Here is a 13,550-nt window from a genome sequence, read left to right as displayed (position 1 = left end):
CGGATGAAGTATACTATGTTGATCATCAATTGTATGAATATATATGTATATTGGTCCCTATCAACTGTCAAATAATTTAATTGTTGCTCCTATGGCGGGAGTTACTGACCGTCCATTTAGAACACTCTGCAAGTATTTTGGCGCAGGCCATGCAGTCAGTGAAATGATGACTGCTGATAAAACTTTGCGGATGAGCAAAAAGAGCCTTTACCGTGCGAACTTTGATGGTGAGCTCGCTCCGATCTCTGCTCAAATTGCAGGCTCTGATCCTGAACAATTGGCAGAGGCTGCACGCTATCAAGTAGCAAATGGCGCACAAATTGTTGATATTAATATGGGATGTCCTGCCAAGAAAGTATGTAATAAACTCGCAGGTTCAGCGTTATTGCAAGATGAAGACTTAGTGGCCCGAATACTTGATGCAGTGGTCGCTGCTGTTGATGTTCCCGTGACTTTGAAAACCCGTTTGGGCTTTTTAAATGGTCAGGAAAATATTTTAAGAGTCGCAAAAAGGGCAGAAGAAGCGGGGATTGCCGCGCTAGCTTTACATGGCCGTACTCGCGAAGACATGTATTTAAATACAGCGCGTTATGATTTGATCAAACATGTTAAAGAATTAATCAATATTCCACTTATTGCGAACGGTGATATTGATAGTCCTGAAAAAGCAAAATATGTACTCGACTATACTGGGGCAGATGCAATTATGATTGGTCGAGCTGCTCAAGGTCGACCATGGATTTTTCGTGAAACTGCTCATTATTTAAAAACTGGTGAACACTTAGCTGCACCTAATATTGAAGAGGTGAAGCAGGTGTTACTAGGACATTTATCAGAACTTTATCAATTTTATGGTGAATACTCTGGCTGCCGTATTGCCCGCAAACACATTGCTTGGTACACAAAAGGTTTACGCTCAAGTAACGAATTTCGCCAAAATATGTATAAAGTTGAAAGCACTGCTGAACAAGCATTAGTGGTCGAAAACTATTTTAATGAGTTATTAGCTGAAGGCAATTTGATGAGTGATGTTCAGGTTGAGCAGGTTAACTTACTAGAAACCCATTAAATAAAAAGCCAGTATATGATTACTGGCTTTTTAAGATTTACTCATCTTCTAGCATTTCTACAACTAACTGGTTAACCAGATCAGCAGCATCTAGCTCTCGTATTTGAGAGACATTACTACCCGCCCAAAAAGCACCGAAGCCATAGTCTTTATTCTTGCTTGCAATGGCATTTAATTGCTTGGCTAGATCGTATGCATATGGATATTCGGGTTGAGGAGGGCGATTAGGTAAATCAATTTGTGTGTGCCAATGGTTGAGCAATCCACGTGCAGGACGCCCAGAAAGACTGGCGCTGATTTGTGTTACAGGTTCAGTAAATAAAGCCTTACGATACTCGGCAGATGCATTTGATGTATGGCATTGCACAAATGCTGTTCCGAGTTGAACCGCAGTAGCTCCTAAGCTCAACATATGTCGTGCCTGAGCTCCATTCATAATACCGCCTGCGGCTACCACAGGTGGTTTGCAATGCTTGACAATAAGGTGTACTAAATCGCTTGTTTTAATTGCTGCATCAAAGGTTTTATTAAAGATTCCACGATGTCCACCTGCTTCAATCCCTTGAGCAATAATAATATCTATACCAGCCGCGTCAATGGCTTGTGCTTCAACTAAATTGGTAGCAGACACCATCGTAATAATTCCGGCATCTTTTAATGCTTGAATTTGATGGGGATGGGGAATGCCAAAATGAAAACTGACCGCTTTAGGTTTGGTTTCTAATACGACATTTAGAAAATCATCGTTATCAAGAAAACTTGGATAAATACAGTTTAAGTTTTGAGGAGGCTGTTCTCCGAACTTTTCAAATTGTGGACGTAAATATTCAATCCACTGAGCAGAAGTTTGGAGGTTAAGTTGTTCGGGTTGATGGCAGAAAAAATTAACCTGAAATGATTTTTCTGTAAGTGTTTGGGTTTTTAAAATCTGTTCACGTGCACTTTGCGCCGTATTTGCACCTAGACCTAAGGATCCAAGACCACCCTGATTAGAAACTTCTGCTGCAAGTTCAGGTGTAGATACACCTGCCATAGGGGCAAGAAAAATTGGATGTTTAATTTCAAGTTGTTGTAATAGGTCCATTTTATTCACCTCATTTCTTTCTATTCACCATAGCGTGAAAACCGAACCAAGAGCAAATAATATTGGGCATTTAGTTTTTAAATATTGAGTTCTTAAACATTGATAAGTTCTGATTTTTTTAAAGCGGAGTAATATGAAATAAAGAGCCGATCCAGCTTGAAAAAGCCATCGCTAAAATTCCCCACAAGGTAATGCGTAGGCTCCCTTTAAGCTTCGAAGTACCCGCGAAATGACTTGATAGTGCTCCTAAAAAGGCTAATGAAATAATGCCAAATATTAAGACTGTTTTTTCGATCCATATATCTGGACTGAGTAAAATAGCCAGCATAGGAAACAATGCCCCAAATGAAAATGAGCCAGCTGAAGCTAATGCGGCTTGAATAGGATTTGCTGCGGTATTTTCATGAATACCAATTTCATCACGCGCGTGAGCCCCTAAAGCATCATGATTTGTAAGTTCAGTAGCAACTTGTAGAGCTAAGTCAGGTCCTAAGCCTCTGGATATATAAATTTGGGTGAGTTCGTCCAGTTCACGCTGCGGATGCTTTTTGAGTTCTTGTTCTTCAAATTTTAAGTCGGCTTTTTCAATATCTTCTTGTGATTTTACTGAAATATATTCTCCTGCAGCCATAGAGGTTGCACCGGAAATTAAACCAGCAATACAGGCAATAAGAAGTGTATGAGCAGAGGCCCCACTTGCAGCCATTCCCATAATTAGACTAGTAACAGAAATAATTCCATCATTTGCCCCTAAAACGGCTGCCCTTAACCAACCTGAGCGGTGAATAAAATGATGTTCTGGATGTTGAGAAAAGGACATGTTTTCCCCTATTTGTAGTTATAAATTTTTATCTTATCCTATAAGATTATTTACAATAATACGATTAAAAAATGTGTCATTATAGGAAAAACAAACAGATAAGAACTTTTTTAAAACATCATATTAAAGGAGATAAAATGAACAATTTAAAGAACTCATCTACTTATATAAAACAGTGTCATTTATGGGTTTAATTATAATACTTATTGATTAAATTTTAATTTGATTGCTACGCAAGCATTCTATCTATTTTACTCTAGAGGTCCCAATGAATAGCAAAACAATAAAATCTATAACCCGTTCCTTTATCGTTATTGGTTCGATGTGTCCAGCTTTAGGCCTCTTAAGTATTGAGACTACATTTGCACAAGAGATTGTTAATCAAGAATACAAACCTGGAAACCCAATTTATGATAAATGGGATCAATTTTATAAAATTGAGAAGACTCAACCTGAAAATGCCGAGAAGTTATTATTAGAACTTGGAGAGATGACACCACAAGATATTAAAGTTTGGAAAAGCTTAACTTATTTACAGATTCGGCTGGGGAAACAAGATGCAGCTTTGCAAAGTCTGAGAAAAGCAGAGGCATTAGATCCAGCAGATGATAATTTAAAACTCCAAGAAGCCTATCTACTGAATTCTCAAAAAAATAACAAAGAGGCTCTGGTGGTTTTTAAGGAGCTTACCCAGTCTAAAGATGCTGATATTGCGACTAAAGCGACACAGGCTGTAAAAAATCTGAGTGGAGGAGAGGTCAAAACTTATTTCCGTGATGTGTATTTTGCGCCTTCATATGAATCACGTTACGACGATGTAATTTTCCCACTTAAAGCTCGCTATGGTAAGAACCTCGATAATGGTCGAGCGCAGGTGTATGGCTTTTTAAATCTAAACCGCGATACTCAATCTCAAGGTGGTGTACGACCTGAAATTATTGATGAAAATGCAGTAACTCTAGGTGTAGGCGCTAATTATCAACCTTGGACTTCTATACCTGTGCGCATGTATTTAGAAGTAGGTGGAAGCTATGATCTGATTGATCGAAATAGAGATAAATTTCGTGAAAGTGTTGTGGGTGGGGTAGCAGGTTATCAAGAGTGGTACTCTCAAAATAGTTGTAATCAGTCACTTTGTTTTAATGATTACTTCACTGATTTATATGGCAACGCAGCAACTTATTCTAGAGAAGATTATAACGTTATTGGTGACTTGCGATTACGAACGGGTTTGAATGTCTATAAAGGTGAGAATGGCACTGTACAGGCTTATATGAAATTGCATGGCTTAGCTGACAGCAAAGATGAGTATTACAATAATTTATTTGAATATGGCCCAGGTATTTCATGGCAGCCTTTTAATTATCAACCAATAAAACTACGTGTTGAACGTCTATATGGCAATTACTTTAAAGATGTGCCAGTAAATACGAAAGATCATTACAACAATACTCGAGTAGAGCTCGTTTTTTATAAGGATTTCTAAAGTGAATAAAATTTTTATATCTATTGTATTTGGAACCCGTCCTGAATTAATCAAACTTGCCCCTGTTATTTTATTGGCAAAACAAGACCCTCGCTTTCAAGTTGAAGTGATTTTTACTGGACAGCATGACGAACTAGTAAGAGATGCGATAGATTTCTTTGGGGTTGAAATTGACCACCGTCTTAAAATTATGAATGCTGGACAAAGTTTAAATCAGTTATTAATTCATGGTTTGAGTCAAATCGAGAATGTGTACACTGATGGACAAAAAAGAGATGCAATTGTCATTCAGGGGGATACAACAACTGTTTTAGCAGCTGGCTTAGTCGCGTTTTCAATGAAAGTTCCTGTTGCGCATGTTGAAGCTGGTTTACGATCTTATGATTTAGATCATCCTTTTCCAGAGGAAGGAAATCGCCAGTTAGTTTCACGTATTACCAAATGGCATTTTGCTCCGACTGAACAATCAAAAAGAAATTTACTCAATGAACAAATTCCGCCAGAGCTCATTACAGTTACAGGCAATACAGTTGTTGACGCTGTGTATTTAGGGCGTAAATTAATTGCTGAAAAATCTGATTTGAAGAACCAGCTTGAACCTTATGGAATTCAATTAAAGCAAGATGACAAAGTAGTACTCATTACTGCCCATCGTCGTGAAAACTTTGGCGGTGGAATTCAAAATATTTGCAATGCGGTTGAGCACTTAGCTCAAGCACATCCGGATTTACATTTCATTTGGCCTGTACATTTAAACCCAGCCGTCCATGACGTAGTCCATGATAAGTTTAAAGACCATTCCCAAATTCATCTTGTTAAACCATTAGACTACCCAAGTCTATTGGCAGTGATAGACCGATCTACTTTTATTTTGACGGATTCAGGAGGCTTACAAGAAGAAAGTCCATCATTTAATAAGCCAGTTTTAATCTTGCGAGACACTACCGAGCGACCAGAAGTTGTTGAGGTGGGAGCAGGCGTTTTGGTGGGTACAAATCAACAAAAAATTATTGAAGAAGCTGAAAAGTTACTCACCGACCAACAGCATTATGAAAAAATGGCACATGTGGAAAACCCATTTGGCGATGGGCAAGCTGCTCAACGTATTCTCAATCAAATTGCTAAATCTTATGAATCGGCATAATTATGATTTAAGGATCTCGTCTCATTTATGGTTTTGTTGGCATGACCATAAGTGAGGCGGTACCATAAGCTCACAATATTAACGCACCAGCGGCTCATGTAATGAGGACCATCAAAAATATAAACAGTTTTACCTTCATATGCTTTTAGCTGAGAAATAATTTCCCAAGGATATGCGGCTCTAAATTGCCCATTCTTTTTCACTCTAAAAGCTTCTAATACTATAATTACTTTGTCTTTTCCAAGTTTATGTTCAAGCTGATCTAAAATATGTTTGGCCTGTTTAGGTGATCGAACGCCTACGCCAACACCATCTTGGAAAAAAACTCCCGTATGGTCAGGCAGCCAGCTTTTAACCCATAAATCATAATTTTCAGGCTCAGTTTCGCCACTATAAATACTCACCCAGACTGGTGAAGGAAGCTTCGATAACACATGACCTAAAGCACTGACTCGTAGCCAAGTTGGATCTGCTTCTACCGGAAAGTAATAACCTTTAAATGCTGTTTTTTGCTCTTTTATAATTTGGGCAGATTTTTCGCCTAATTCAATGACATTAGCCCGAGCTTTAGGTTCATTATATTCACCTGCTAAGCCTAATATAAGATTTTTTGCCCAAGGTTCTTGTTTAATCTTTTCTAAATTAATAGCTTTTTCCCATTGAGGAAAATTTGATTCTTTCCACCAAGATTTAGATTCAACCACAGACCATTGAGGAACAAATGTATCGACACCTAAGTAGTGCCAATTTCCTTCTGGAGGAGTCGTGTTATTGTCAGGTTGCCAGAAAATGCCTTCAATATGAGGGGCTTGACCTTGATGTTTGAAAAGCCCCGCATATCCAATGACACTACATATAATTAAAATAATAAAAGCAGCTATTTTAATTGGTATCTGTTTTCTCATTATTTCGTCTTAACCAGTACCACAAGAAGATAATTATTATCATAATTGCAGAGATAATCACAACTAGTAAGAAGAAAGAAGACTGTTGGACTAGAGGCGCCTTTTGATTTCCGACAATGAGTTTTTGTAAAACATAGATATTTCCATTTTCTGAAACCAGCATTTTCGTCACGTTGTTTGGAATTTTATGTTGTATTTTTTCCCAAAGGTGCATAAACGTTTGTGCGCCACCTTGTGAGTCGGTAATCACATCAAAGCGGTTATTGTTATAACTGACAATAAAACCATTTTGAGCAGCAGGAGCATAGATAATATCCTGATGCATTAACACCTGTTGTTGATAAATATCTTTGTTAACGCGGACATTTACAGATTGTGGCGCGCTCGGTGAATAACGGACTAGGTTGAGAGGCATTGGTGCTTGTGTTAAAAGCATTTTTTTCGCGGTTTGACCTAATACAATAGCGATATTTAACGCACCTGATTGATCATCAATCGCAATTGTCGGAGTCGTTGCTAGAGTCATTGAAATTGCGGCTACACCATTTTTGAGTTTGTGGGGTAGTTTTACAGTAGACTTGGCTGTATCAATCCAGAGCGAACCATGTGCAGTGGGTAAACACTGAGAGTTAGCAATCACCGAGTTTTCAAGCTTTAAACTAAAATTGGTCGTATTAGAAATAGCTTTTGCAAAAATGTTGAATTGTCGGTTTACCGGATCGGAAGCAAGGTCGGCTGTTTTCATGCTTCCAGCAAGTCCTCCATCAATCCAAGCTGTAATATTGGAACCTTGTAATAAACCACTTTGAATACGAAGTGCAATTTGCCCTTGCAAGATATCGGTTGGTTGCCATACTGCAGGGAAATCAAGGAATAAGTTCTTTTCAGCATGATTTAATCTGAAGTCCTCAATGCCTAAATCGGCAAGTGTATTGATTTTTTTAAATTGTGCCCAAGTTGGGGTGGAGATTGTTGTGGGGAAAATTGCACTTCCTGTATCAAGTTGCTCTACGTATGAGGGATTGATTAGTCCATTTATGGCAGCAGTGAGTTCTTGTGGGGTGTGATAAGTAATTGAAAGAGTAGCCACTCCATCTGCTGGTTTTGCGATTTGTACGAATGCTCCCCCTTTAAGTGGCGTAGCTGAGCGAATCACTTCAATAATAAAATTTGTTTCATCATTTAAATTAGTTTGTCCTGAATCAACCCATTCAATTGGTGTGATAGAAGTCCATGAACTTGCTAATCTAGCGAGCATAGAAGCTTCTATAATCTCTTTACGGTTATATTTTAAAATACCAACAAACGGAGTAGGCCGTCTCGCTTGTGGATTAGCTAAAGCGTCTGGTAAGTCTTTTAAACGGTATACATTACGGATAGGCGTAAAGTCGAGTTGGGAATTGCTTAAATAAGTTAAGTGATCAATATCTTCTGTACAGAATGTTTCTTTGGTTTGATTCAGCGTAGTGGGTTTAGCATATTGTTGAATAATAAAATCTAAACGATGAAAGCCACTCTGACTTGCTGGAATATCAAATTTGACTTGACCATCCCCACTTAGGGTAGTGTTATAAATGAGTTTATCATCATATTTTACAAGTAAAGTTGTATCGCTTTCAGTGGAATAATCACTTGAAAATTGAATGTTTTGCCACTGGGCACCTTTGCCAATATAGAAAAAATGAGGCTCGACTGTGTATTTAGTAGAAGTACTAATATCGTCAAGTTTCCATATGTATGCATGAGCAGACATGGCGAGCATAAGACTGGTGCTGGCAAGGAGCACTTGAGCTGTTTTGTAAAGATCAAAAGTCTTTTTCATTTATTTTTTCTCCTTGCTACGTTCCGTTTTGTACCATTGAAGGGAGTTGCCCTGTATTTTATTTTTAAGCATGTCATATGCGGCTTTAAAAACAATAAATAGAAATATTTGTGAGTAACTTACGTAAGATAGAACTGAATAAAAGTAGAGTTCTGGTTTGACCCTTTCTAAAGAGAGAGTAAACCACATTTGTGCCACATATAGGCAAAACGACAGACCCCATAGAGTTGTGAATGGGCCTGGAACTGAAATACCCGCAATATCAAGTATGCCAAGGGTTAAGGTGATATGACTCCAGAATAAAGCGGGTACAAAAAGTATGTAGCACATAATGTTGTTAAGAATTTCAATTCCGATAGGAAAAGGCGTTCTTAATGCGACGGGTAAATATTTACGAGTCACATAAAAATTACCTTGGGTCCAACGTGAACGCTGTTTAACAAACACACTCAGAGATGGAGGATCTTGCTGCCAACCAATTGCATACGGCACCCATTTAATCCGTTTTTGGCCAATGAAAATCCTAAAACTCATTTCTGTATCATCGACCAATGACTTTTCATCAAAACCACCTAAGGTTTCTAAAGCATCACGCCAAATCACATAGTTAGTACCCATTAATGTCGATAACTCAAAACGTTGCCAACGACCGCCTTGGAAAATCCATTGGAAAAAGATGAACTCAATTGCGATAAATCGGGTCAAAATACTATCTTGCCAATTACGTGTTCTTACTTTTCCATTAACGGCTACTAATTTTTTATCGGCAAGCAGGGTTTGAGCTAGCAAGCGAACACAATCGGGTTCTGGTGTACTGTCCGCATCATAGACAACAATCAATTCACCTCGAGCATGGGGGAGGCCATTATTCAGCGTTCTAGATTTACCTTTACCCCCCATTCCTTTAGGAACATTAACAATCTTTATGCAAGGATAAATTTTTGCCAAATTTTCGGCGATTTCTAGGGTGTTATCCTTTGACCCATCATTAATGAGTAAAACTTCATATGCTTCGGCTGGGTAATCTTGTTGAGCAATTGCATGCAAAGTATCTTCAATCACAACACCTTCATTATAGGCAGGGATCAAGACACTCAAAACGGGCCATCTCTCTGGTATTGGAAGGTTTTGTAACTCTTTTTCTGCTGTTTTTGAATATTTCCAAGCTTGATAACTTAACCACGCCCAAAATGCTTGTGGAATCCAAATCCCTAAAAATCCAAATAAGAAGAGAATATCAATGGGAGCCATTTGATTTAACCCTCCTGATAATAGAGGAGATGAGCAAGACTAATAAAATCAACCCGATTACAAGAGAGAACCATGAAATATAGCTGCCAAACGTACCAAGGAGGTCTGGGTAGGTACTCGTGAGAATTAGATCGAGTGGAACTACAACAGTACTTAAACCGATAAAAATGTATCCAAGAAAATTAGTTTTTACATGCTCTGGCGTACTTATGTAATTAATCTTATTAAATTTCCAAGATATTCCAAGTTGAGGATATCGAATATTTGTTGTGGGTAGATCAGCAGGAGGATTAATAATAATTTCATAGCCAGAAATATGACTGTTAAAACGTTTAGCCGAATAAAATAAATGCTGTTTTTGCTTAATTTCTCTAGAGGGTAACGGGAGCTGCGAAGGGTTAAATTGAATAATATAACTACCAGCGGTCTGTGAAATTAAATTTTCATCCCATCCCGTTGAGACAAAAGCAGCCATTGGGCGTAACCCAATTGCAGTCGAAAATGTGGCTTTAGCCGCAAAATATTGAGGCTGTTCAGACTTAAAAAGTACGATCGGAATCGCACCTTGGCTGACTGCCTCTTTGAGCAGGAAATAATGAGAAAAGCTAAAAACTTCATCCGGCAATATAATGCCGGGCTTGATCCCTTTATGAATAAGTCGTTGAAAGCTATCCGAGCTGATCTGGTCAATTGTAAAAATAGGCCACCATGTATCCTGATATGGAAAAAACATGGAAAGATCATCGGTACTTTGAACTTCTGTTTTGGTGTATTCCGTTTTAATCTCACAATGATAATATTGTCGATAGAACTGCTGTAAAGTGGCATCAGGATATTGACTAGATGCAATAATAATTCCACAAATATTAAGAAGATTAGACATTAGGTCATCTCCTCTTCCGGTGGAATCTGAATAATTTTATATTCCACGTCAAGCCGCAAAGTCATAATTTCTCTAAGCTTTTTAATGAAATCAGGCTCTTCATCCGTTTTTTGCTTGCGAATTACAATACTGTATATAGTTTCAAGATCATCATCAGCAAACTGGAAAACGATTTCTTGTGGATGATGCTGACTCAAAATTTTGATCATCTCATTTTGAGTGGTTTTCCACACATCGTCGCCTAACATTTCTTTAATTAAGCTTCGGTTGAGAATTCTAATTTCAAAGACTTCATAGTCTTGTATGTTATGATGATCAAGAAGCTTAAAGAAACTACGTTGGAAATACTTGAGTGCACTAAGCGGGAAAATATCACGGCGATAATTACGGTCATAACTTTGAATATCGCGGTATTTTTGAACGTTAATTTCAATATTATGGCGAACAGCACTCAGAAAAAGAGGAATGAGGGGAATAATAAAAAGTAAAAGAAGCTGACGTTCAATATGTGTCTGAGCTCCTAAGTCGAGTAGAAAATATACTGCAACACCGATAAAAGCGACTAAGCCCACAATTAAAGATGCGCCAACTTGTAAAAAAGCTCCAGAAATTAAAAGAATAAGAATAAAGATCCAGCTTCCTCTAAAACTTACAGGCAACCACTCATACGCCACTATGCCCATAAATAGATGAGCTGCGATAATCCATAAGACGAGTGTTCTTCCAGGGTTCTTTTGTTGCTGTTGCATGCGAGCTATGGCTACCTTCTTGTAATGTTAATTTTTTTATACTTTTATTACTAAATGTGAGACATTGCGAAGTTATTGTTGTTTATGGCCTTTTTAAGTAACTATTATGTTTATTTGTAGATCAAAGTCACTATTTAGTCAAATATTGTTCTTATTTTTTAATTAAAAATAAACAGATAAGACGTAACTCTTATCTAAATACTCTTGAAAGTTTCAATTGCTTTAAGGCGGGTTACTTTTAAATCAACTATTGGTTTTGGATAATTTAACTGAGTATTTGTTTTGGTCGAGTAGGGCTCATGAATGGTTTTATTGTCTAGATGGGCTAATTCATCTACCCATTGACGAATATAATCTCCATTTGGATCAAATTTCTTTGATTGAGCAATAGGGTTAAAAATTCTAAAGTAAGGTACAGCATCAGTTCCAGTAGAAGCACACCATTGCCAACCCCCATTATTTGCTGCTAAATCCCCATCGATTAAATGCTCCATAAACCATTGTTCACCTACTCGCCAATCGATGAGCAAGTTTTTACATAAAAACATGGCTGTAATCATGCGTACACGATTATGCATCCAGCCAGTTTTTAAAAGTTGACGCATTCCAGCATCAATAATTGGTATACCTGTCTGGCCCGTTTGCCATGCGGTTAGGTGCTCTGGATTGTGACTCCACTTAATTTTCTGAGTGTTTTTTTTAAATGGAATATGTTTAGAAACATGGGGGAAATCAAATAAAATATGCTGATAAAATTCTCGCCAAAGCAGTTCATCTAACCAAGTCTGCTGGCCTTCATTTGTCAAATGAAAGTTGCGATGTTCAGCCCTAAAAAGAGCTTGCAGGCACTGGCGGATAGACAAAATTCCAATGTTTAAATAGGGAGAAAGTTGGCTAGTTCCTCTTACATTGGGAAAGTCACGTTCTAATTTATAATCAGATAAATGATCTTTAATAAATATGTCGAGCTGCTCTAGAGCAAAATTTTCTCCAGCTGGCCATAAGCCTTGTTGCTCTTTAGAAACAGAAGGATCAAAAAAAGCTTCAATATCTTCTAGAGTTAAGCTGTTTATTTTTGAAAAAGACGCTGGATAGCTACTTTGCTTTTCAGGAATTGGATAGCATTGAGGTAAACCACTGATATCCAATTTTGAATAACATGCTTTTTTGAATGCACCGAAAACCTGGTAGGGCTGCTGTGACTGATTGCGAATAGAGCATAAAGGAAAAATCGTACGGTCATGGAATAAAAAGAGCTCTTTACCTTGTTGATTTAAAAAATCTTGTACAGTTTTATCTCTTTTTAATTCATTAACGCCGAACTCTATATTTGAATAGACATTTTCAATATTAAGTTGAATGCTAAGTTCACCAATATAATCAGCGATATCTTTCCAGTAAGGAATGACTTGGATAATAAGTGGAATGTTAAGCTGTTCTAATTCTTTTTTGAGCTGTTGAAGCTGACGTAAATAGAAATTAATTTTTATAGGTGCATCGTGGTGTGTTTGCCATTGTTCAGGCGATAAAATAATTAACCCAATACAAGGCCCTTGTTGAGAGGCATGCCATAAAGCAGCATGGTCTCGAACTCTCAAATCTTGACGAAACCAAATTAGCTGATTTACGTTTGACATGAAAATTGGTCCTTATAGAGTGAGGTGAGTTAAAGAATTATTATCAAAATATTATATAAAAATAAATACATAAAAAAAGCAAAGCCGAAGCTTTGCTCTTATCATCTTTAAAGATGAATTAGTGGTGATGACCACCAGCACCGTGTACGTGACCGTGATCTAATTCTTCTTGAGAAGCATCACGGATTTCTACGATTTCAACTTCAAAAGTTAAATCTTGACCAGCAAGTGGGAAGTTAGCATCAACAACAACGTTGTCGCCTTCAACCGCTTTAACAGTAACGATCTGTACGCCGTCATCTGTTTGAGCTTGGAATTGCATACCAGGTTGAATGTTCTCAACACCTTGGAACATTTGAGCTGGAACTTCTTGTACTAGGTCTGGGTTGTATTCGCCATAACCTTCAGCAGCTGGAACGTTAACAGTGAATTTTTCACCAACAGTTTTACCTGTTAATGCATTTTCTAAACCAGGAATGATATTGCCTGCACCGTGCAAATAGGCAAGTGGTTCACCTTGAGATTGATCAAGTGTTTCACCCTCAGCGTTTGTTAATTTGTAGTGGAATGAAACCACGTGGTTATTTGCAATAGCAGTCATGTTTTTGATCCATTCAATCAATTGAAGCGTACATCATAAAGTGAAAAATAAATTTTGTAGACTACAAAATCTTAATCTTTGGCACTTTTTCTGATGCGT

Annotated in this window: 12 protein-coding genes; 3 read left to right on the top strand and 9 right to left on the bottom strand. The window is 37.7% G+C overall.

What is annotated here, in order from left to right:
• The first annotated feature begins 43 nt into the window (after positions 1 to 43).
• On the top strand, positions 44 to 1,069 hold the full coding sequence (gene dusB, locus AW165_RS02000) for a tRNA dihydrouridine synthase DusB (RefSeq protein ID WP_060464835.1): 1,026 nt from the start codon (positions 44 to 46) through the stop codon (positions 1,067 to 1,069).
• 37 nt (positions 1,070 to 1,106) lie between these two features.
• Here dusB and AW165_RS01995 read toward each other — a convergent pair whose 3' ends face one another.
• Positions 1,107 to 2,153: an NAD(P)H-dependent flavin oxidoreductase gene (locus AW165_RS01995; protein WP_060464834.1), complete on the bottom strand. Its 1,047-nt coding sequence runs from the start codon at positions 2,151 to 2,153 to the stop codon at positions 1,107 to 1,109.
• Between the two features lie 118 nt (positions 2,154 to 2,271).
• Positions 2,272 to 2,973 (bottom strand): VIT1/CCC1 transporter family protein, encoded by a 702-nt coding sequence (locus AW165_RS01990; RefSeq protein ID WP_060464833.1) that lies wholly within the window; start codon positions 2,971 to 2,973, stop codon positions 2,272 to 2,274.
• Positions 2,974 to 3,241: 268 nt separating this feature from the next.
• On the opposite strand from AW165_RS01990, the gene AW165_RS01985 reads away from it, so the two are divergent.
• Positions 3,242 to 4,459, top strand: coding sequence for a tetratricopeptide repeat protein (locus AW165_RS01985; protein WP_060464832.1), 1,218 nt, complete (start codon positions 3,242 to 3,244; stop codon positions 4,457 to 4,459).
• A 1-nt stretch (position 4,460) separates the two neighbouring features.
• Positions 4,461 to 5,603: a non-hydrolyzing UDP-N-acetylglucosamine 2-epimerase gene (gene wecB / locus AW165_RS01980; protein ID WP_032004455.1), complete on the top strand. Its 1,143-nt coding sequence runs from the start codon at positions 4,461 to 4,463 to the stop codon at positions 5,601 to 5,603.
• On the opposite strand, the gene AW165_RS01975 is transcribed toward wecB, so the two are convergent.
• The 7 genes from AW165_RS01975 to AW165_RS01945 form a co-directional block, all read right to left on the bottom strand.
• Positions 5,588 to 6,508 (bottom strand): hypothetical protein, encoded by a 921-nt coding sequence (locus AW165_RS01975; protein WP_005073204.1) that lies wholly within the window; start codon positions 6,506 to 6,508, stop codon positions 5,588 to 5,590. The two genes, wecB and AW165_RS01975, sit on opposite strands and share 16 nt — an antisense overlap.
• Positions 6,486 to 8,330 (bottom strand): hypothetical protein, encoded by a 1,845-nt coding sequence (locus AW165_RS01970; RefSeq protein WP_032004456.1) that lies wholly within the window; start codon positions 8,328 to 8,330, stop codon positions 6,486 to 6,488. Before AW165_RS01970 ends, AW165_RS01975 begins: the two co-directional genes overlap by 23 nt.
• A complete protein-coding gene (locus AW165_RS01965; RefSeq protein ID WP_060464831.1) occupies positions 8,331 to 9,581 on the bottom strand; it encodes a glycosyltransferase family 2 protein in 1,251 nt (416 codons plus the stop codon).
• A complete protein-coding gene (locus AW165_RS01960) occupies positions 9,568 to 10,464 on the bottom strand; it encodes a hypothetical protein (RefSeq protein WP_060464830.1) in 897 nt (298 codons plus the stop codon). Before AW165_RS01960 ends, AW165_RS01965 begins: the two co-directional genes overlap by 14 nt.
• Positions 10,464 to 11,213, bottom strand: a complete 750-nt coding sequence (locus AW165_RS01955; protein ID WP_060464829.1) for a hypothetical protein — start codon at positions 11,211 to 11,213, stop codon at positions 10,464 to 10,466. Before AW165_RS01955 ends, AW165_RS01960 begins: the two co-directional genes overlap by 1 nt.
• A 194-nt stretch (positions 11,214 to 11,407) precedes the next feature.
• On the bottom strand, positions 11,408 to 12,850 hold the full coding sequence (locus AW165_RS01950) for a cryptochrome/photolyase family protein (RefSeq protein WP_060464828.1): 1,443 nt from the start codon (positions 12,848 to 12,850) through the stop codon (positions 11,408 to 11,410).
• A 118-nt stretch (positions 12,851 to 12,968) separates the two neighbouring features.
• Positions 12,969 to 13,451, bottom strand: a complete 483-nt coding sequence (locus AW165_RS01945) for an FKBP-type peptidyl-prolyl cis-trans isomerase (protein WP_002118581.1) — start codon at positions 13,449 to 13,451, stop codon at positions 12,969 to 12,971.
• Positions 13,452 to 13,550 lie beyond the last annotated feature (99 nt).

The organism is Acinetobacter sp. LMB-5 (assembly GCF_001541635.1).
In the GTDB taxonomy this organism is placed as follows: Bacteria; Pseudomonadota; Gammaproteobacteria; order Pseudomonadales; family Moraxellaceae; genus Acinetobacter; species Acinetobacter pittii.
This window is presented reverse-complemented; position numbering and strand designations above follow the sequence as displayed.